This window comes from Trueperella bonasi, assembly GCF_030811535.1.
Classification (GTDB): Bacteria; Actinomycetota; Actinomycetes; order Actinomycetales; family Actinomycetaceae; genus Trueperella; species Trueperella bonasi.
On sequence record NZ_JAUSQX010000001.1, the window covers coordinates 1,825,174 to 1,846,005 of the forward strand.

The 20,832-nt window shown below is 55.9% G+C and carries 20 protein-coding genes; 12 read left to right on the plus strand and 8 right to left on the minus strand.

Annotated features, from left to right (window positions below):
• Positions 1–84: 84 nt before the first annotated feature.
• From J2S70_RS08420 to J2S70_RS08435, 4 genes are all read left to right on the plus strand, one after another.
• Entirely contained in the window at positions 85–1,428 is a 1,344-nt protein-coding gene (locus J2S70_RS08420; protein ID WP_307683273.1) for a dipeptidase, read from the plus strand.
• Entirely contained in the window at positions 1,428–2,543 is a 1,116-nt protein-coding gene (locus J2S70_RS08425) for a glycerate kinase (protein WP_307683274.1), read from the plus strand. The genes J2S70_RS08420 and J2S70_RS08425 overlap by 1 nt, the downstream gene beginning before the upstream one ends.
• Positions 2,544–2,673: 130 nt before the next feature.
• Positions 2,674–3,030: a HesB/IscA family protein gene (locus tag J2S70_RS08430; protein ID WP_307683275.1), complete on the plus strand. Its 357-nt coding sequence runs from the start codon at positions 2,674–2,676 to the stop codon at positions 3,028–3,030.
• A gap of 59 nt (positions 3,031–3,089) precedes the next feature.
• Positions 3,090–4,046 carry an FKBP-type peptidyl-prolyl cis-trans isomerase gene (locus J2S70_RS08435; RefSeq protein WP_307683276.1) on the plus strand — a complete coding sequence of 319 codons (957 nt, stop codon included), beginning with the start codon at positions 3,090–3,092 and terminating at the stop codon, positions 4,044–4,046.
• Between the two features lie 60 nt (positions 4,047–4,106).
• Here the strand turns inward: J2S70_RS08435 and J2S70_RS08440 are convergent, their stop codons facing one another.
• Positions 4,107–4,724: a superoxide dismutase gene (locus J2S70_RS08440; protein WP_307683277.1), complete on the minus strand. Its 618-nt coding sequence runs from the start codon at positions 4,722–4,724 to the stop codon at positions 4,107–4,109.
• Positions 4,725–4,920: 196 nt separating this feature from the next.
• Between J2S70_RS08440 and J2S70_RS08445 the strand changes: the two genes are divergently transcribed.
• The gene (locus tag J2S70_RS08445) at positions 4,921–5,355 is read left to right on the plus strand and encodes a DNA-binding transcriptional response regulator (RefSeq protein WP_307683278.1); all 435 of its coding nucleotides are present in this window, start codon (positions 4,921–4,923) and stop codon (positions 5,353–5,355) included.
• Entirely contained in the window at positions 5,355–6,416 is a 1,062-nt protein-coding gene (gene trpD, locus J2S70_RS08450) for an anthranilate phosphoribosyltransferase (protein WP_307683279.1), read from the plus strand. The genes J2S70_RS08445 and trpD overlap by 1 nt, the downstream gene beginning before the upstream one ends.
• Before the next feature lie 67 nt (positions 6,417–6,483).
• Here trpD and J2S70_RS08455 read toward each other — a convergent pair whose 3' ends face one another.
• From J2S70_RS08455 to J2S70_RS08465, 3 genes are read right to left on the minus strand one after another with little or no spacing between them, the layout of a single operon-like run.
• Positions 6,484–6,762 (minus strand): Lrp/AsnC family transcriptional regulator, encoded by a 279-nt coding sequence (locus tag J2S70_RS08455; protein WP_307683280.1) that lies wholly within the window; start codon positions 6,760–6,762, stop codon positions 6,484–6,486.
• A 34-nt stretch (positions 6,763–6,796) separates the two neighbouring features.
• On the minus strand, positions 6,797–8,575 hold the full coding sequence (locus J2S70_RS08460) for a DEDD exonuclease domain-containing protein (RefSeq protein WP_307683281.1): 1,779 nt from the start codon (positions 8,573–8,575) through the stop codon (positions 6,797–6,799).
• 28 nt (positions 8,576–8,603) lie between these two features.
• Positions 8,604–8,969 (minus strand): hypothetical protein, encoded by a 366-nt coding sequence (locus J2S70_RS08465; RefSeq protein WP_307683282.1) that lies wholly within the window; start codon positions 8,967–8,969, stop codon positions 8,604–8,606.
• 137 nt (positions 8,970–9,106) lie between these two features.
• On the opposite strand from J2S70_RS08465, the gene J2S70_RS08470 reads away from it, so the two are divergent.
• Positions 9,107–10,330, plus strand: coding sequence for a pyrophosphate--fructose-6-phosphate 1-phosphotransferase (locus J2S70_RS08470; RefSeq protein WP_307683283.1), 1,224 nt, complete (start codon positions 9,107–9,109; stop codon positions 10,328–10,330).
• A 113-nt stretch (positions 10,331–10,443) separates the two neighbouring features.
• Positions 10,444–11,802, plus strand: coding sequence for a class II 3-deoxy-7-phosphoheptulonate synthase (locus J2S70_RS08475; RefSeq protein ID WP_307683284.1), 1,359 nt, complete (start codon positions 10,444–10,446; stop codon positions 11,800–11,802).
• Here J2S70_RS08475 and pknB read toward each other — a convergent pair.
• From pknB to J2S70_RS08490, 3 genes are all read right to left on the minus strand, one after another.
• Entirely contained in the window at positions 11,799–13,769 is a 1,971-nt protein-coding gene (gene pknB / locus J2S70_RS08480) for a Stk1 family PASTA domain-containing Ser/Thr kinase (RefSeq protein WP_307683285.1), read from the minus strand. The two genes, J2S70_RS08475 and pknB, sit on opposite strands and share 4 nt — an antisense overlap.
• 66 nt (positions 13,770–13,835) lie before the next feature.
• Positions 13,836–15,107, minus strand: a complete 1,272-nt coding sequence (locus J2S70_RS08485) for a lytic transglycosylase domain-containing protein (RefSeq protein WP_307683286.1) — start codon at positions 15,105–15,107, stop codon at positions 13,836–13,838.
• Positions 15,108–15,261: 154 nt separating this feature from the next.
• Entirely contained in the window at positions 15,262–16,311 is a 1,050-nt protein-coding gene (locus tag J2S70_RS08490) for a polyprenyl synthetase family protein (protein ID WP_307683287.1), read from the minus strand.
• A gap of 114 nt (positions 16,312–16,425) precedes the next feature.
• Here J2S70_RS08490 and J2S70_RS08495 point away from each other — a divergent pair, with 114 nt between their 5' ends.
• From J2S70_RS08495 to J2S70_RS08505, 3 genes are all read left to right on the plus strand, one after another.
• Entirely contained in the window at positions 16,426–17,529 is a 1,104-nt protein-coding gene (locus J2S70_RS08495) for a DUF4192 family protein (RefSeq protein ID WP_307683288.1), read from the plus strand.
• A gap of 100 nt (positions 17,530–17,629) precedes the next feature.
• Positions 17,630–18,034: a universal stress protein gene (locus tag J2S70_RS08500; RefSeq protein ID WP_307683289.1), complete on the plus strand. Its 405-nt coding sequence runs from the start codon at positions 17,630–17,632 to the stop codon at positions 18,032–18,034.
• A 182-nt stretch (positions 18,035–18,216) separates the two neighbouring features.
• A complete protein-coding gene (locus tag J2S70_RS08505; RefSeq protein WP_307683400.1) occupies positions 18,217–19,830 on the plus strand; it encodes an RNA polymerase sigma factor in 1,614 nt (537 codons plus the stop codon).
• Here the strand turns inward: J2S70_RS08505 and J2S70_RS08510 are convergent.
• Positions 19,818–20,459: a 3'-5' exonuclease gene (locus J2S70_RS08510; RefSeq protein ID WP_307683290.1), complete on the minus strand. Its 642-nt coding sequence runs from the start codon at positions 20,457–20,459 to the stop codon at positions 19,818–19,820. The two genes, J2S70_RS08505 and J2S70_RS08510, sit on opposite strands and share 13 nt — an antisense overlap.
• Positions 20,460–20,550: 91 nt before the next feature.
• Between J2S70_RS08510 and J2S70_RS08515 the strand changes: the two genes are divergently transcribed.
• Complete coding sequence (locus J2S70_RS08515) at positions 20,551–20,742, plus strand: DUF7455 domain-containing protein (protein ID WP_307683291.1); 192 nt, start codon at positions 20,551–20,553, stop codon at positions 20,740–20,742.
• Positions 20,743–20,832 lie beyond the last annotated feature (90 nt).

Below are 20,832 nucleotides of genomic sequence, written 5' to 3' on the forward strand. Positions count from 1 at the left end.
ATGCGCATCCCAGTGTAGTTGTTTCACGCCACAAAACCCGAGTCATTTCGGGTTAACCGTGCCACCCGGCGCTAGGCTACAGGTATGACTTATCAAGACGTAACGACATTCGTGGACGACCACATGGAACAGTCCACCCAAGATCTCATTGACCTCGTTTCGATACCCTCAGTTTCGGCCGATTCCTTCGATCAGGCGCACCTGCAAGAATCCGCGCGCTGGATCGCTCAGCGAGCTGAGGCACTCGGCCTGGACACCCAGATCATCGAACTGACTACTCCGGACGGAAAAAAGGGTCGCCCCGCCGTGCTGGCAACTCGGCAGCCCGCACCCGGTAAGCCAACGGTCATGCTCTACGCTCACCACGATGTTCAGCCTCCCGGAGATTCAGACCTGTGGGATTCCGCACCCTTCGAAGCCGTCGAACGTGATGGCCGCCTCTTTGGGCGCGGCACCGCTGACGATAAGGCAGGCGTGATTGCCCACCTGGCCGCAATCGCCGCCGCGCGCCCCGGTGTCGGAATCACCCTATTCATCGAGGGTGAAGAAGAGATCGGCTCGCCCACCTTCGTCGACTTCCTTCAGGCACACAAGGCCGAACTTGAAGCCGACGTGATCGTCGTCGCCGATTCAAGCAACTGGCAGGTCGGTTCGCCCGCGCTGACAACCTCGCTACGAGGCGTTACCCAAGTGACCGTGACGGTAAGCGGGCTCGATCACGCGCTGCACTCTGGAATGTACGGTGGTCCTGTCCTTGATTCCGTCACACTTGCCTCACGTCTGATTGCAACCTTGCATGACGAGCGCGGCAACGTGGCTGTGGAAGGACTTCTATCCCGCGACGACACCGTCGTCGACTATTCGGAAGAGCAGTTCCGCAAAGACGCCGGGGTGCTCGAAGGTGTTGAACTTGCTGGGCAGGGGTCGATTACCTCGCGAATGTGGACCAAACCGGCAATCTCTGTGACGGCCATGGACGTCACGCCCGTCGAGCTTGTTTCCAACACCCTCATCCCATCCACGACATTCGTTCTTTCCCTGCGAGTTGCTCCCGGTCAAGACGCCGGAGATGCGGCGGACAAGCTGGTTGCTCATCTCAAGGCCAATGCACCCTTCGGCGCACAGGTGGATGTCACAATTGATGAGCGCGGGCCTTCATTCGAAGCTGGCGAGCCCACCGAAAGCTTCAAACTCATGCAATGGGCCCTCGAACAAGCATGGGGCACACCCTCCGTGGACATTGGTGTAGGTGGATCGATTCCCTTCATCGCCGACCTATCGGAAGTCTTCCCACAAGCCCAAATCCTTGTGACGGGCATCGAAGATCCCGACACCCGCGCGCACTCAGAAAACGAATCTTTACACCTGGGAGACTGGCGCAACGCGATCGTCGCTGAAGCACTTTTGCTCACGCGCCTAGGCGAATAATGAAAGTCGCGCTGGTGTGTTCCGCGCTGCCGGGCATGGGGCCGCGCGACGTCACAAAACGGGTTGCCAGCCGGTGGCGCGCGGCGCGGCCGGCCGACGACGTCGTCGAAGTTGCTACGTCCGAAGGGGAAACCATTGCCCACCTCGGAACTGGCCTTGACGACGTCGTGCGGCTGCGCCACCCGCAAGCCAAGCCGACAAGTAGCGACGCCGATCTACCACGCCGCATCCGATGGACGTGGGAAGGCGGGGCCTTTATCGATCTAGCTGACGCGATGACCTGGGCCGGTGACGGCGAGCCGATCGGCCCCACCGATTTCCTAGGCCGGGACATCCTCGACGTAAAACGTCAAGGCACTAAGCGGTTTCACATCCATCTGCCGCAACTGATCACACGCAGTGACCTTGGTTTGGGAATGCTGGGCGAACTGGCAGGAACACCGATCGACGTGTGTGAAAAACCGCGTGCCCTCAGCGCCGAGCTGGCCAAAGCACAAGATGCGCTAGGAATGCTATCGATCACGCTCACCTATCCAGCGGGCATGCCCTTACTTGGGGTCAACGGGATGGCACGAATGTGGGATCAGGCAGGAATGGACGGGCGAACGGCACAAAACTTCGAACGGCACATCGGCGGATGGGTCCACGAACTCAACCAAGCTTCGCAGAATTCACCGAGACGATCGCTACTTGGGGATGACGGTGCCGACGCGCGAGCACCCTCGGCTGGTCCGGGCGGCGGACTTGGCTTCATGCTCGGACTTTTAGGTGCGCGCCAACTACTGATCGGCGACCACCTTGTCGGGCACTCAATACCCAACGACGCCGATCTTATCGTCTACGTGTGCGCGGCGATGGGCATGGACCTGCCCAGTGGACTGCACGCCGCAACCCGGCATGCCGAACAGTTCGGCATACCAGTGGTACTTCTCACCGACAGCGCTGGAATGCGAAAAGGTGAGCTCCCACGGCTAGGGCTGCACGGAAGTTACGAATTAAGGCCCGAGCGTGCTTTCGCAGAAGAACCCGAGGAAATCGCCGCGATCGCAAGGATTCCCGGGCTGTTGGATGAGTCGATTTCCCGAATAGCAACCACCTGGGGCTGGGATTACTGAAATACCCGGGAACAAAATGAGTCCCGAATTCGTTGATATGTTGCGCCACAAGCTAACCGTGGCGCGGCAAATATGGAGACCGGCCGGTCAAAGCGATAACCTATTACCAGTTATCCACTAGGAGGTAAGTATGAGCGATACGCTCGACACCACACCGCAAACCCATGGCGTGAACCTGACCGAGGTTGCCGCCAACAAGGTTAAATCCCTTCTCGAACAGGAAGGCCGTGACGATCTGCGCCTACGGATCGCAGTCCAGCCCGGTGGCTGCTCCGGCCTGATGTACCAACTTTATTTCGATGAGCGCCTATTTGACGACGACTACGTGCGCGACTTTGACGGGGTTGAGGTTCTCGTGGATGCGAAATCAGCCCCATACCTTGATGGCGCAACTATAGATTTCGCCGACTCGATCGAACGCCAGGGATTTACGATTGATAATCCGCAGGCGGTAGGCACCTGTGCCTGCGGAGAGTCCTTCCACTGATTTCGCAGTGTATTCCTCACCGCGAAGGTGCGGAATACGTTTGTTTGAGGAGAAAAATTTTGACCAGGAAACTCGCTGTTTTGCCTGCCTTAGCGCTGATCTTTTCACTTGTTGCATGCAGCTCTGATGAGGACCCTGAACCGAATGCCGAACCGAGCCCAACTGCCACGGAGAAAGTGATTGAATACGGCACCGACATGCCTGAACTCGACACTTCGGGGGAGAATCCGACCCTCGCATTCCCAGGGCCAAATCCGGTAGAAGGTTTGCAAGTAGAGGTCCTCGAGGAGGGGAGCGGACGCGAGATCGAATCGCAGGACGTCGTGGTTGCCCACTACGTTGGGCAAGTATGGGGAAGCAATGTACCGTTTGACTCGTCGTTCAAACGTGGCGAACCGTCGTCGTTTTCGCTCCAAGGCGTGATCCGGGGCTGGACCGAGGGACTGACCGGGCTCAAAGCCGGCACTAAAGTGATCATTTCTGTGCCGCCCGAATACGGATATGGGGAAGGCGGGCAGCCGGCAGCCGGGATCGGTGGAACCGACACGATTGCCTTCTATGTTGAGGTAGTTACCGCCTTTGGCGTGAATCAGGCTGGGGACGCGGCCGCTACGATCCAAGTTGAGCCAGATGACCTTCCGATTGAGATTGACGGTGAACTGGGCGAGCCGATCGAAATTTCTGTCCGTGACGATGCCGAAGAACCCGAAGGTGAACCCGTAGTAACCGTGATTGCACGCGGCAGTGGCGATCCCCTTGGCGGTGAGGGAACTACACTTTACCACCAGTACTCGATGTCGCTGTGGGATAACTCCATGCAGGAAATCACCTACGGCCAACACGGCCCACAACAGCTCAAGATCGGTGGGGGAAGTTTCTTCGACGCTCTCGAGGGTGTTCCCGTTGGATCTCGCGTGCTAGTTGAAGTTCCTGCCAACGACGGCGGTGAGGGCGAGAACGTTGCTCCCGCCTATGCTGTAGTTATCGATGTTATCGATCAAGTGCCTGCCAACTAGATTCAGCAAAGCATTGAGCCAGGCGGAGGGCCTCCGCCTGGCTCTTTCGATAGCTAGTTGTTAGCTAGCCACAAGAGAATTGGCTTGCTTCGCAGCCTCGAGACGCTTTGCGACATCTTCCCAGTTGAAGAGGTTCCACGCAGCCTTAACGTAATCAGCCTTGACGTTGAGATAGTCAAGGTAGAATGCGTGCTCCCACATGTCGAGCATAAGCACTGGAATCGAACCCACTGGAACGTTCGACTGCTGGTCGAAAAGCTGGTAGATCGTCAGCTTGCCTGCAATTTGGTCGTAGGCAAGTACCGCCCAGCCGGAGCCCTGAATGCCCGTAGCTGCAGCGGTAAAGTGAGCTTTGAACTTATCGAATGAACCGAAAGCATCCTCGATCGCGGCAAGTAGCTCGCCCTCGGGTTCGCCGCCGCCGTTTGGAGAGAGATTCTTCCAAAACACGGTGTGGTTGGTGTGTCCGCCAACATTGAAGGCCAGATCCTTCGAGAACTGGTTAATCTTGGAAAAATCGCCTTCTTCGCGAGCTTTTTGAAGGTTTTCTAGAGCGGTGTTCGCTCCCTGAACGTAAGTGTTGTGGTGCTTGCTGTGATGCAGCTCCATGATCTTGCCAGAAATATGCGGCTCAAGTGCGCCGTAATCGTAATCAAGTTCGGGTAAAACGTATGTCATGTCAGCCTCCATACTTTGCGATCGCTCTGATCGCAATTGTTTGCATTTTCAATTATCTCAATATTGCGGGCGTGTTCGAGCCGGAGTGTCTAAACTGCGCGGATAGCGTAACTGGCGCGGTATAAGACTCAATTCAGGTTTTGCCACGCAGGTCGGTACTATTGGAAAAGACCTAACAGGTAACGTGGAGGACACTATGGTTAACGAGGCTCAGGAGCCAACATCGAACAGCGCCGTTGAAAAACCTTTCGAGCTGCTGGTCTATTCGGATAATCGTGACACGCGCAACGAGGTTATGCAGGCTGTGGGCCGCAGGGTTGCAAAAGGACTTCCGCGCATTAATTGGACTGAGGCAGCCACGTGGGAAGGTGCGTATCTCAAGATCGAGGAAAATCATTTCGACATGCTGATACTCGACGGTGAGGCAGCAAAACTTGGCGGTATTGGCCTTGGAAAAATGGTTCGAGACGAACTGGACCCGGACATGCCCTACGTCATTTTGACGGGCCGCCCGCAAGATGAATGGCTGGCGCGAGTGGCGAGGCCCAATGCAATTCTTGAACATCCGATCGATCCTCGCACTCTCTCAGCTGCTGTGGCTGAGGTCCTGACCGAGAAAACAAACGCCTAATGTCTACCTACACGTGGCCGGAAATGACCACGAAAGTTATCAACCGCATCGACCTTTCCGCTGAAGAGACGGCATGGGCGATGGATCGGGTGATGTCCGGCGCAACCTCTCCCGTTTCCCTTGCGGGCTTCCTTACAGCGCTAGCCACTAAAGGGGAGACGACGGAGGAGCTACTCGGCTTGGCCGATTCAATGCAGTCGCATGCTTCGCCCGTTAATCTCACGACCGACTCCCTCGACATCGTGGGAACGGGTGGCGATCGGCTACGTACGGTCAACATTTCGACGACGGCCTCGATCATTATCGCCGCCTCTGGCATCAAAGTTGTCAAGCACGGTAACCGTGCCTCCTCATCCAAATCGGGATCGGCTGACTGTTTGGAGGCTCTGGGCGTAGATCTCAATCTTCCGGTTGATTCGGTGGAGAAGATTTTTCACGAAATTGGAATAACATTCCTTTTCGCAAATCTGTTCCATCCATCAATGAAATATGCGGCAACTGCCCGGCGTGAACTCGGTGTGGCTACCGCCTTCAATGTTCTTGGTCCGCTTACCAACCCCGCCAAACCCGAAGCCGGCGCAATTGGCGTATCGAATAAACGTCATGCACCGATCGTTGCCGGAGTGCTTGCCAGGCGTGATAATCGCGCGCTTGTCTTCAGGGGCACGAACGGGCTAGACGAACTATCGACCGTTTGTATGAACGAAGTGTGGGAAGTACGCAACGGCCAGATTGACTTTTACGAGCTGGATGCGACGGCCGATCTTGGGTTACCCCAAGCTAGTATCGATGATCTGCGTGGCCAGGAAGCGCCTTATAATGCGAAGGTAGCACGCAGGGTGATCGACGGCGAGCCGGGACCGGTGCGCGATTCGGTTAACCTCAACGCTGCGGGTGCAATAGCTGCAGACGGCAAGCTCGAGGGGGTTCGGCCCGAAGACGGCACGTTCGTTGAGCGAATGCAAAACGCTTTGAAAATTGCGGAGCACACGATCGATTCCGGCGGCGCGGCGAAGCTTTTGGATCGTTGGATCGAGCTTTCAAACCGCGAATCTCGCTAATCTGCGGATCATGCGAGGTACAGATGCATGTCTGTAGCCGCAGGGTCAGGCAAAAATATTCTCGAATCTAGTCCAGCCCGATGTCGAAGGCTGCCTCGAGATCGGCGCGCGAGAACTCTTGGAACGCCAAATACGTTTTGATTTCTTTAACGCCTTCAACTTTTGCGATGTGATCTGGAATCACGGTTGCAAGATCTTCGTGTTCAGGAACGGTGACAATCGCAATGAGATCGACGTCGCCCGTAACCGAATACACTCGATGAACGCTTTTGACGCCAGCAATAGCATCTGCCACTTCGGGAATCTTATCGACTTCGGCGTCAACCATGACGATGGCGGTAATCATTTGAACTCCTGACTGATGGAAGATTTACCCCATCTTATCGCTTGGGAAGGCAAATCGAATAGCCGCCATGCAGCGATCGTACAAGTAGCTCGGGCTGTGTTGCTTTTAGTATGCGCACGCTATCGCGAAACATCCATTGCGACACTATTCGCACTTCATCATGGCTAACGTGCTGGCTGGCGAATTCGGGCTCTTCAAGAACCTCGTGTGTGAGATCGAGAAAATTGGCGAGCTCCTCGGGTGCCTCGCCATCGCGGGTAGTGGCACTCACGCGCAAAACCCCGTAATCAAATATGGCCACCTCCCAGCGCTGGCCCACCAAATTCGCTGCGATGATTCGCTGGTTGCCAACTAGTGAAAAGAATTCTTCAAAGTTTTTTGCGCCGCCAACGAGGCAATACAGGCGGTCACGTTCGCCAGCGGCCTGCTCGTAGCGCTGAGTTTTCGCAAGGGCTTTAATTTTTGCCAGGCTGGATTCTGCAATGGCTCGCACGCGCCCAGCCAACGCGTGTTTGACTTGCGATAGTTCTGTCCCTTGCGCGGCGCCCGTCAAACACGGCGCAGAACAACTGCCAAGCTCAAACAAGTGGCACGCAGCGTGCCCATCAGGTTCCTTGGCCAGTCGTTGCGAACACGAGCGAAGCCCCGAAACGGACTCGAGCAATTCAACGGCATTACGCGCTTGACGGTTGGAAGTAAATGGTCCGAGTGCGCGATCCATATCCGAACGCTTAATCTTTCGCGCAACTTTAAGCCGGGGATGAGGCTCATCAGTGAGCATGATCCACGGCCGCGTTTGCGTGCGCCGGGAACGGCGATTGTAGGGCGGATCAAGTTCGTCAATCAGCCGCACTTCTACCACGCTAGCTTCCAGGGTGGTTGCTGTCGGTAGGGCCTCCAGGGCGACGGCGAGATCGACCATCTCGGCAATGCGTTTGCGTTTTTCAGCGGCGGTAAAGTACTGGCGCACCCGCTTATAAACATTGACGGACGTTCCGACGTAGAGCACTTCACCACCCGGGCCGATAAACTTGTAGACCCCGGCGCCACGGGGAAGCCCATCTGCAAGGTGCGCCTTAGCCCTGCGGTGTTGGGGCACCGCATCCGTGGCCGTCATCAAATCCGCCAGGTGAGTCACGCCAATCCCGCCCAGCCGGCTAAGAATAGCGTGTAGCACATCAACCGTTGCACGGGCGTCATCAAGAGCCCGATGGGTCGGCTGAACTTCTGCACCACACAATCTGGCAAGAGTTGCTAGCTTATAGTTCGGCGTTTCATCGCGCGTAAAGGTTTTGCGAGCAAGCCGCACCGTGTCCACAATCTTGCGCTTGGGAAACTCAAGACCCAACTCGGCGCACGCACCACGCAAATGCCCGATGTCAAAATTCGCGTTGTGTGCGACCAGCACAAGATCTGGATCGTCACCAATGAATCGAAGGAAATTTGGCATTACTTCTGAAATGTCGGGAGCCAAAGCAACCATCGAATTCGTGATCCCCGTCAGCACGGTGATCTGCGGCGGAATAACCACCCCGGGGTTAACCAACGTTGTGAATTCATCAATGACGTCACCGCCACGCACTTTAACCGCGCCGAACTCAGTGATTGCGTTCAGCCCCGGTTTGCCTCCGGTGGTTTCTAAATCGACGACGACGAACGTTACGTCAAACAGCGATGGACCAAGCACATCGAAAGTCAGTTGCTCTTCGGTTGGCGCGGCGCTCCCTTCCCGGTGCATCCTCGCAGGTGTCAGATCAACGCTTTCTCCCACTTTCGCGGTGTTATTGAACTTCGTGCCAGTCAAACCTCTCATGCCCACAGCCTAAGCCGCGCCTCCGACACTAAACCCGCGTGCCGTCGTCGCCCGGCCGATGGCTCCACGGCGCGCTCGCGTAAACACCGGCGGCAGCCGAAACAAAACCTATTGTTCCAAGTACCATCCACAACCTGCTGTGAAGAATGATCACGTTTAACCAGCCGAGGATAAACACAACGATCACGGCGGCCGTGGTCAAGAAAAGCAGGCGAGCAACATCGGGTTGCGAGGCGGGGGAGACCGGCTCGACATCGGGCAGATCGGCGGGGTCGAATGGCTCATCTTCTTCGGCAGCTGGCGTCCAGGTACGAAAGCCCTGCTCAGCCGCCAGCTTCCTTTCCAGCTCAATCCATTCGGCGTCCCAATCCGCCCCGGAATCCTTATCGCGCATACCACCCAGCCTATCGCGCATCCGCTCCGGTTCAATTCGGCGATTTACTCTAGGTGGGAAACGTCAAGAAACGGTAAGCTAAGAGGCGTAGTCAACGAAGAGCGCGATGACGCGCCACTCATCGAAGGAAGATACGAATGACAATTCGCCGTGTTGCTTTACTCACTGCTGGAGGATTCGCCCCCTGTCTGTCGACGGCGGTAGGCGACCTCATCGAACGTTATACAAAAGAAGTTCCCGACGCCGAAATCATCGGCTACCAACACGGATACCACGGTCTACTGACCGGAAATTCCATCGTGTTCGACGCCGAGGCTCGCGAAAACGCTCATATTCTCACGCGATTTGGTGGCTCGCCGATTGGCAATTCGCGCGTGAAACTCACGAACTCGCAAAACCTCATCGAACGTGGCCTGGTCAAGCCTGGCCAAAATGCTCTAGAAGTTGCTGCCGAACAGCTTAAGGCTGATGGGGTCGACGTCCTGCACACGATTGGCGGCGATGACACGAACACGACCGCCGCCGATCTGGCCAAGTACCTGCACGACAACGGTTACGAACTAACCGTGGTTGGGCTTCCCAAGACGATCGATAACGACATCGTTCCCATCCGTCAGTCACTGGGCGCCTACACGGCAGCCGAACAGGCCTCGCTTTACGCGCAAAACATTATTGGCGAGCACCGGGCTAATCCGCGCATGCTCATCATTCACGAAATCATGGGCCGCAACTGCGGATACCTCGCGGCGCAAGCTACCCAGTACTACCGCGAGTGGCTAAACGAACAAGAGTGGGTACCGTCGGCCGGCTTAACCAAGGAACGTTGGGACGTCCACGCACTTTACCTGCCAGAAATCACCTTCGATCTGGATGTTGAGGCATCGCGTCTGCGCCGCATCATGGATGAGCAGGGTAACGTCAATATCTTCCTATCCGAAGGCGCCGGCGTTGCCGAAATTATTGAGGAGATCCTCGAGGCGGGCGGCGAGGTTGAGCGTGACGCATTCGGCCACGTCAAGCTCGACACGATTAACCCGGGCGAGTGGTTTGCCAACAAGTTCTCGAAGATTATCGGCGCCGAAAAGGTCATGGTGCAAAAATCCGGCTATTTCTCGCGGTCAGCAAAGTCGAATGAGACCGACCTTGAACTCATTCGCCAAATGACCGACTTCGCCGTCCAATCGGCGAAGGATGGGGTTTCCGGAGTCGTTGGCCACGACGAGGACCGCGGGGATGAGTTGCGAACCATCGAGTTTGAACGAATTGCTGGCCACAAGGCCTTCGACGTCGATCAGGACTGGTTCAAAGAGGTCATGGACGACATCGGGCAGCCGTGGGAGCCGCAACCTCAGGCCGAGTAATTTAAAACCGGGTGGGAGCGCCTCCAGGCGGGTGCTCCCACCCGCTATTGCCAAGCCGCCCAGCGTTTGGACGAGAATATGGCATGGGGCCGAATACCGCCTACAATCGACCTATGTTTAAAGACGCAGATGAAACAATCCTGGACGAGATTTCCGCGTGGAAGAACCTGCCGGCCAAACATCAGCCGCAATATCCCGATGCCGATTTTCTCCAGACCACAGTTGAGTATCTGCGCACGCTTCCACCGCTAATTTTCGCGGGTGAAGCCGATTCCCTCAAGTGCCAAATAGCACAAGCTTCGCGAGGAGAAGCCTTCGTGCTCCAAGGGGGAGACTGCGCGGAATCCTTCGCGGATGCCACAGCGGATCGGATCCGGGCGAAGATTCGCACAATCCTCCAAATGGCCGTGGTGCTTACCTATTCGGGGTCCTTGCCCGTTGTTAAGATCGGGCGAATGGCCGGCCAGTACGCAAAGCCCCGTTCATACCCAATGGAAACCCGCGACGGCGTGGATCTTCCCTCATACATGGGCGACGCCGTCAACGGCCACGAATTCACCGAAGCCATGAGGATTCCAGATCCACACAGGCTAGTGGAGGCATACCAGCATTCGGCCGCCACACTGAATCTGATTCGCGCGTTCACAAACGGTGGTTTTGCGGACATCGCCAAGGTGCACGAGTGGAATAAAGGCTTTTCGTCAAACCCTGCATATCGCCGGTACAACAAGCTCGCATCGGAGATTGATCGGGCAATGCAGTTTATGAAGGCTGCGGGTGCCTACTCCGAATCCTTGCGCACCGTAGACTTCTACTCTTCGCACGAAGCCCTGCTATTAGATTACGAAGATGCGATGACGCGGATTGATTCGCGTACAGGCCAGCCCTACAACACGGGTGCACACTTCTTGTGGATCGGTGAGCGCACCCGCGATGCCGATGGCGCACATGTGGAGATGCTTTCGCACGTGAAGAATCCGATCGGTGTGAAACTTGGGCCGAGCGTGACAAAAGATGACATCCTGGCGTTGATCGACAAGCTCAATCCCGAAGGGGAGGAAGGCCGCCTCACGCTGATCACCCGCCTTGGTGCTCAGAGGGTGGAAGAGCTCTTGCCGAATATCATCGAAACGGTTCGCCAAGATGGCCGCCCAGTGACCTGGATGTCTGATCCGATGCACGGCAACACGATCTCGGTTGGTAAATTCAAAACTCGCCGTCTCGACGACGTTTTAGACGAGGTACGCGGCTTTTTCCAGGTACACCGCGAACTTGGTACGGTGCCCGGTGGTTTGCACATTGAACTCACCGGTGATGACGTGACAGAGGTACTTGGCGGTTCTGAAGAGATCGTCGAGGAAGCCCTCGGTGATCGATATGAGACTCTCGTGGATCCGCGGTTGAATCACCAGCAGTCTCTTGAGCTGGCCTTCCTCGTATCAGAAATTTTGAGCGAAGATTTTTCGGCTTAAACGATCGTGATCGTCACTGTCGATCCGGGTTTGAGTAACTGCCCTGCCTCGGGGCTTTGCGCGCGCACCGTCCCGAAATACCCACCGAGGAAGCGGTCGTAGGAGACGACGAAACCGGCCTCTTCAAGGATTTCGGTGGCTTCGCCTTCTTGGAGGCCAAAAACGTCAGGCACCTCGATGGGTTCGGGCCCGAGCGAAATGGTTAGCGTGACCGTGTCGCCACGATAGAGAGTCTCGCCAGCCTGCGGCGATTGGTCCATGACGTGGCCTTCTGGCGTTGTCTCAGAGTGCGCTTCGGTGGTTGTAGCTTCAAGTTCGTATTCGCCAAGCCGCTCAATCGCCGTTGCCTCGTCCACACCCGTGAGGTCGGGTACGGAAATGGGTTCGCGACCAAGAGATACGGTCAGCGCCACTTCGGTGCTGTGCGGCACGGAGGCGCCGGCTTCGGGTTGCTGTGCGATCACGATCCCGGCGGGCACGGTTTCTGAATAGGTCTCCTCAACGGTTGCCCCCAGGCGTGCTTCGCTAAGCGCCTGTGTGGCGTCCTCGCTACTTTCGCCGACGACGTCGATGACTTCGACGTGTTCAACTCCCATAGAAACTAGGAGGGTTATCGGTTCGGAAGGGTGGACGCGCGCGCCCGCATCCGGGTCGGTGCCGATCACGAGACCTTCGCCGATTTCGTCGGAATACTCCTGTGTGCGCTCCACGGTGAAGGCTAGGTTGTTGAGTGCGGCTTCGGCGTCGTCGGCAGGTAGACCCGTGACCACGGGCACTTCTACACGTAAGCCGGGGCCCTCGGAAAAGTACCACCAAGTGCCGTAGGCGCCCGCGCCAATGAGCGCGAGCAGTAACGCCAGCAGTATTGGCCAAACACGACGGCGAGGCGGCGGGTGGTCTGCGACCTCGGTGTTGCGCCGACTGCCCCGCGAGCGGGAAGCCTGTGCGCGTGAGCTGGCAAGTTCGCGAGTTGGTGCGACCGGGATTGCGGCCGTCTGGCCAGGTTTAACAATGGCTGGCTGCGCATCGGTGGCCGGCTCGTCGCCGACGACAGGAAAAACCGGGATGCGGCGGATTAGCACCTCATCTGGTAGTGATTCAACGATATCGATGAGTGCGTCAAGTGCTGCCGAGGCATTTTTCGGGCGCTTGGACGGGTTTTTCGCAGTTAAGAGACCTATGAGTGAATCGAGAGCCGGAGGGATCCAGTCGGCAAGATCCGTGAGGCGCGGCATGGTTTCATTCACGTGTTTATACGCAACTGAGAGGGAGGAGTCCGCTTGGAAAGGTAAGGCGCCCGTGATTAATTCGTAGAGCATAATGCCAACGGAGTAGATGTCTGACGTTTGGCCTGTCGAGCCTTCTGAGACGAATTCGGGGGCAACATATCCAACAGTGCCCAGCATCGTATTCGTTTGCGTGGTGGTTGCATCAGAGGCGGCACGAGCCAAGCCGAAGTCTGTGAGTTTGGCTTGGAACTTTGGTTCGAGCGCAGTGGGATCCAGCGGCGCGGTCAGGAGCACGTTTTCTGGTTTGATATCTCGGTGAATGATTCCGGCTTCGTGCGCGGCTGCGAGTCCGGTAAGCAATTGGCGGACGAGCTCGAGGCTCACCCCGAGTGGGAACGAGCCGTGCGTGTTCAGTTCAGAGCGCAGGTCCGGCCCCGCCATGAGTTCCATGACCAAATAAGGGCTATCACCGGTGGGGGTGTTTGCAACGCCCTGATCGTGCACGGAAACAATATGTGGATTGGTCAAACTCGCCGCAGAGCGGGCTTCTGAAATGAACCGTTCTACGAAGTCCGGCTGTTCGGCCAGGTGGGGGTGGATGACCTTCAGAGCAACTTCGCGTTGCAAGCGCTCATCGGTTGCTCGATAGACGGTGGCCATACCACCGCGGGCAATTCGCGCGGATATCGCATATCTGCCATCGAGCTGGTTACCTAGGAGCGGATCAGGTGCTTTCACGCCTTCTACAATAGCGTGCAAAGCCGGCCAATCCATGGTGGACTGACCGGCTTCGCGTGTCGATGTTTAGAATCGGTTCATGGCCGACTTCACTTTGGCCACGTAAGTGACTGTATCGGAGCGCATTCCATACTTTCGTACACCGGCAAGGCCCTGATAGTAGCCGGCGATACCTTCGTCAAAGCTTGACGCAGAAGCTTGGAGTTGGCGGATGATCGCGACTCCGGCGACGATGTTGTCGTAGGGATCGAGCAGGTTGAGGTCCCGGCCGACCAGCTGTGATGCCCACACGCCAGATGATGGGATGACCTGCATCGTACCGATCGCATTGGCGGGGGATACTGCGGTTGCATCGAATCCGGATTCTACGTATGCGTGAGCCAGTGCCAGCTTTGGATCGACACCCATCTGGTTCGCCACTTGAATAATGCTCTGTTGGGTCTGTGCCCGTGAAGGAATGCCCGCGTTAAGGAGGGCGTGTTTGTTTTCGTTTGCTGCGGCTACCGTCTCGTCGGGATAGGTGTAGCCCGGGAAATTGTTTTTGACCAGCTGTGGCTTGGTCGAGGTAACGCTGGGGGACTGCGCAGCGGACGTTGCTGCTGCGCCAATCGAAAGTCTTTGGCCAACCCGAATACGGTTGGGGTTAGAGATCTTGTTGTCGCTAGCGAGTTTGGCAACGGTGGTGTTGTGTTGGCGGGCAATCTTACCGAGCGTGTCACCAGCCTTAACGGTATAGGTAGTCGACGACGTCGTAGGAGCAGCTTGCTTAGGTGCTGCCGCCGGCGCGGATTGGGCAGGCTTCGCTGGTTTGGCTGCCTGTGCTGGTGTGTCTGCCTGTGCCGTTCCGATCGTTAGCTTTTGACCGACGTGGATAAGGTTTGGATTTGCGATCTTGTTGTCACTAGCGAGTTTGGCAACGGTGGTGTTGTGTTGGCGGGCAATCTTACCGAGCGTGTCACCAGCCTTAACGGTATAGGTAGTCGACGACGTCGTTGGAGCAGCTTGCGTAGGCGTCGTGACCGGTGCCTGTGCGGGTTTCTTGGCCATGGAGGCTTGGACTGGTGAAGGAATTCTTAGCTTTTGGCCGGGAAAAATCAGGTTGGGATTGCGCAAATTGTTCTCGCGTGCAAGGGCGTCAACCGTTGTGCCTGTTCGGATGGCTATCGAGCTCAGCGTGTCACCAGCTTTGACCTGGTAATTCATGAGCTGTGAAGTGAAAACGGGTGTTTTCGGATTTGCGTGTTGCGTGGTTTGTGCAGCGCTTGCCGTGGGAACGAAAATAGAAGCCGCAGTCGCAGCGGCCAATGTGGCCCCCGAACGCTTGAGCCATGTGGCCATGGATCCTCCGAGTGTTGCTGGATTTACAAATGTGACAAATGTGCATCACGTTGTAAAAGTTCTCAATGTGTCAAGTGTGACAATAGCGAACTTAGTGGCGTGTTGCCAGTCAGAATCCAAAACAATGGTGTATTTTGAGCGCCTGCTCAAGGTGTCAGTGTTGGCGATCCTCCAAAGAAGCCATAACTGAGAGCAAAATTGGGGAACGTGGAAGCTGAGCAGCGGCCTCGTGCGCGCGGGATTCGTAGGAGGCAATCATTTCCTCGTGGGCCTCAAGTGCCCCCGACTCCTCAATAATCCGTTGAATCTCTTCCACGTTTATGTCTGCAAGATCACGGCCGAGCGCGTCGTCGATGGTGGCACGGTTCGCGGAATCTGCCATCCCTCGCGCCAAGGCGAGCAATACCGTGCGTTTGCCTTCTGCAATATCGCCCCCGGCGGGCTTGCCCGTGCTCTGCGGGTGACCAAAGATTCCGAGCTCGTCGTCTCGTAGCTGGAAGGCAATGCCCAGTGGGCGCCCGACTTCGGTAAGCAGCGCCAGATCGTCGTCGTTTGCTCCCGCCAGAGCCCCGCCAATAAGTAACGGTAGTTCAACCGAATAACGGGCAGATTTGTGCCGAAGCACAAGGAGCGAATCATTGATCGCACTGTGCTGATCGTTGTTGAGCTCGGTGAGTTCGGCCCGGAAATCAAGATATTGCCCAAATGCCGTTTCGGCAGTCATCGCGTGATATAAGGTGCTGGCCCGATCGAATGAGGCCCGATCGCGATGCTCAGCTTTGGAAAATTCCAAAGCGCCAAGCGAAAGGAGGAAATCACCTAAGAGAATTCCCGCTTTCTTGCCAAACCTATGCGGATCACCAGCTAGTTGCACGCCACGGTGAGTAGTGGCGAAGCTGCGATGGGTAGCTGGGACACCCCGGCGAGTATCGCTTTCATCAATGATGTCATCGTGGGTTAGTGCAGAGAGCTGATAAAGCTCGAGAGCCGCTCCCGCATGTACTGGTTCGCCTGGGCCGCCAAAGGCTTCGAATCCGGCTGCAAGTAAGAGAGCGCGGGTTCGCTTACCGGCCTTTACAAGCTGGCGCGCCGGCGCCAAGAACTCCGTCCATATCTCCAGTGCGGCCGGGTCGTCAATGAAGGGGCCAGAGGTGTCTAGAGCTTCGGTTATTCGTTGTGACACTGCGGATCGCAAATGCTGCATGCATCGAGCTTACCGTAGTTCGAAAAGTTGACCACATGGGCTCAACCTCCTGCTCAATCCACATTTGGACACTTTGGAAAAACGCTCATTACGTGTTTGACGTTGAATTGAGCCATGGAAAAGATACGTTTAACCACACCGCATGAAACACTTGCCGTGATCCCACATCTCATCGGTTTTCGGCCGATGGATTCGGTAGTCATCATGAGTTTGCGCAGAGGATTCGCCCACCAGAGCGGCCCGATCGTCCGTCTGGAACTCGAAGGGCAGATTCCGCCCGGGTTTATCGACGTCGTCCTCGACTTTATTGACACCTTTGATGTTCGTGATCTCGCACTTGCATGGTACGGCTCAGATTTGGAAACCATGATCGGCGATCAAGAATCAATCGACATTCTCGATACGGCAGGCCTAGCTGCACAACGGTATCTGGATGACAATGTGCCACCTGATGACGATGGCTACGTCACCGTTTCACTGACCGATTACACGCATTGGGTTGGTTGCCTCGACATCCGAGAGGCCACGTGGATACCATTTGCTGATCTTGTTTCGAAAAAGATCGTTCGGCCCTTCGACGAGCTCAACGAATCGCCTGGCGTTACCGAACTCGTATTTCATGGATCAGCGCCACTTGAAGACGAGCCCGAATACATTGATCCGCGGGCCGAATGGAGTGATCGTGAAGCTGCGGTTTTAGCTGCTCGCAAAGAACGAATAAGGACGAGCCAACGGCGCAAATGTGGCAATGTTTGGCGTGAGGCTTTGCGGCTTATACAAGAGGGTAAGCCCTGCGAACAGGCTGCGCCGACGCCAGAAATTATCGGTTTGCTTAACGCCGGCTTGGATAGCATTCTGCACCGGGATCGAGTGATTCTCGCCGCAGTCAATTCCAATGTGACCGATGTGCTCAAGGTCAAAAAACACCAAATCAGTGCTCTCCTCGGGAATGCGACGGCGGATACGGACCACAACCTGACAAGTGTGACTCATCTAGTCGAGTACATTGCCCGATATTCCGATGATTGCGATCCGGCCGCCTTCGCCGTCGCAGCTTACCTGCGCTGGTGGGCCAATGACATCGAGGGCGCCGGGAAAAACGCGGCAGTTGCCAGCCTGTCAGATCCGAACTACTCACTTGCCCAACTGGTGCATCACGCACTGAGCGTGAGATTGCCCTCACCGATCGATGATCCTGTGGGGCGGGAAGGTGATTGAGCAGGTCAGCGCGTCGTGATTTCGGCCTACGGTTAATTCGGGAGTCAATTCCGAGTTTGTGAGTATCCTCTTATCGTGCCTTCCTACGTTAGGGGACCATATGACAGTTGTTGTGCCAGTGCTTGACGATGCGAAAGACGAGGCGTTGAGGGTTGCGATACAGATCGCTCGGCGCGAATCCATGCCCTTGGTGGCGCTCTTGAACCGCCCCGTCTCCGAATTCGATCAAGAAAGCGTTGATGCTGAAATTGATGCGCTCAGTGACCGTCTGGACCGAGAGGACATTGCATACTCAACGGAAGTACGACTTGCTAGCCAAGATCTTGGTGCATCTCTTGCCGAAGTTGCCACGCACGTTGAGGCGTCGATCGTCGTCGTATCGCTAGCGCAACGGCCCACCAACGGAAAGCTACTACTTGGCTCTCAAATTCAGCGGCTGCTCGTCGAAAGTCCCTGCTCCGTTCTCGTTGTTCGTGAGGGCACGGCACAAAGCTGCCGGGAATAAAAATCTCACAAAACCGTTTGCCCTAGTGGATCAATGCGGGTTTTCGATGAAAATCCGCTATATTAACAAGTTGTACTCACTGGCGTTTCGAAAGGTTGCACGTGGCCGCATCAAAAAAGAAAACCTCTACCTCATCCTCATCCGCTTCACAGGTAAAGGTTGATGCCAACGAACTACCTCGGATGAAAGTTCCTGAGCTACGTGAGCTCGCGAAAACTCTTGGACTACAGCTCAACTCGCGCGCAGTGAAAGCCACGCTCGTAGAGGAAATTGAACAAGCGCTTCAAGCGCAAGTTAGCCAGGCTTTGGCTAAGCCAAAGAAAGCACAGGAAAAACCGGCAAAAGCGAAGGAGCAAAAGGCACAGGCGAAGCCGGAGGCTGAGAACGGCGAACTGACCGCGGCTGAATTGAACAAGTTCAAGGTTGCTGAGCTTCGTGATCGGGCGAAGAATCTTGGTGCTGACAAGATTTCCGGCTTGCGCAAACAGGACTTGGTCTCGTTAGTTCTCGAGCTTCAAAGTTCGAATAGTGCCGCGAGCTCTGAGGAAGTATCCGATAATGCGGATGTTTCGGCGCCGGAGATCGTGGAAAACGACGAGGATGACGATCTTGAGACCCCCGATGAACCAGACGATCTTGATGATGAAGACCTCGAACTGGATGAAGACCTCGACGATGACTTAGACGAGGATGACCTCGACGACGAAGAAGAGCTAGACGAAGACTCAGAAGCAAGTGCTGACGAAGCGGAAGAGGACGAGGAAGAAGATGAGGACGAAGAAAAATCCGTCATAGTCACTGCTTCCAATAAGGATTCAAAGGGAGCCTTCGTCGTCAAAGATTCTGATGACACAGACGAACCAGCCCAGCGCGTACACGTGGCTGGTGCAACTGCGGATCCGGTCAAGGACTACCTCAAGCAAATCGGCAAAGTGCCCTTACTCAATGCAGCAGAAGAGGTCGAACTGGCCCAGCGTATCGAAGCAGGCCTGTACGCCCAACACCTTCTGGACACGACCGAGATTGACGAACCGAAGCACCGCCGTGAGCTAGAAATAATTTCACGCGATGGGCGCAATGCTAAGAACCACCTTCTTGAAGCGAACCTGCGCCTCGTAGTTTCACTTGCCAAGCGTTACACCGGCCGTGGAATGCTGTTCCTTGACCTTATTCAAGAAGGCAATCTTGGCCTAGTTCGAGCCGTGGAAAAGTTTGACTATGCCAAGGGATTTAAGTTTTCCACCTACGCAACGTGGTGGATTCGCCAGGCCATCACTCGCGCAATGGCCGACCAGGCACGAACGATCCGAATCCCTGTTCACATGGTTGAAGTGATCAATAAACTGGCCCGTGTCCAGCGCCAAATGCTCCAAGATCTTGGCCGTGAACCAACCACCGAGGAACTGGCACGCGAACTCGATATGACGGAAGAAAAAGTCATTGAGGTCCAAAAGTATGGCCGAGAACCAATCTCCTTGCATACGCCTCTTGGTGAAGATGGTGATTCCGAATTTGGTGATCTGATCGAGGATTCGGAGGCGGTCGTACCGGCCGATGCCGTTGGATTTACCCTGCTTCAAGAGCAACTTCACCAAGTTCTCGACACGCTGTCAGAACGTGAAGCGGGCGTTGTGTCCATGCGTTTCGGGCTGACGGATGGCCAGCCGAAGACTCTAGATGAGATCGGCAAGGTTTATGGCGTCACGCGCGAACGAATTCGGCAGATCGAATCAAAAACGATGTCAAAATTACGCCACCCGTCGCGCTCGCAGGTCTTGCGCGACTACCTGGAGTAAACCGATCCGTCTGCAGCTTTCTTGGCGATCGTGCCCCGCGAGAGGGCACGCTTCCACTGCGCGGGTAGCACCACGGCGTCGTCGCGATTGACAGCTCGATCGACGTAACGTTCACCGCGAGCCTCTTGCTCAGCGAAAATGCGTAAGAGCCGAACGCAGGTCTCGGCGTCGCTGATGCTGCGGTGTGCACGCTCAGTTTTGATGCCTAGCCGACTAGCCAGCCCACGTAAGGAATGCGAGCCTGGCTCGAGGTAAATGCGCGACTGGTCCATCGTGCACACGCACGATTCTTTATCGATACGCTCTAAAAATCCGGCGCGAGCCAGCTCTCCATTGAGGAATTCGCGATCAAATTTTGCATTGTGGGCAACGATTCGCCGGCCACGAAGCTGTTCAGTTAATTCCGCGGCTATCTCACTAAATCGGGGAGCTGATCGCAGCAAGTCATCCGTTATTCCATGAATCTCAACTGCTCCGGAAGGCCGGCCGGGATCGACAAGCGTGTGCCAACGCGCTAATTCCCGAAGCTCGAAATCCAGACGTATGACGGCAATCTCAATGACGCGGTCGGTGCTGCGGTCCAAGCCCGTAGTTTCAATATCGATGACGGCATACTCGCTTAAGTTCACGTGGACATCTTCTCACATCGGGAGTTTTGCCCGGGGCGAACCTTGATGAGATGAACGGAATAATACCGAGCTTTCATGCTTTGATCGTAGTGTGAATGCATTAATTGAAACTCCGTCACTGACAGCCGCCGATCGCTGCGACGCCTGCAACGCACAGGCGTACGTCCGGGTTGAATTGTCATCGGGCGAACTCTTGTTCTGTGCTCACCATGCGCGAAAGCACATGCCCGCTTTAGAGAAGGTGGCAATCTCCATCGTCGATGAAACGGATCGTATCGCCTAGTCTTTTGTCTTTGCGGTAGTTTCGCGCGCTGAAGCACTCGGTGCGAGCGCGCCCGAGCCTCACCAATCTGGCGCGATTTACAGACTAAGA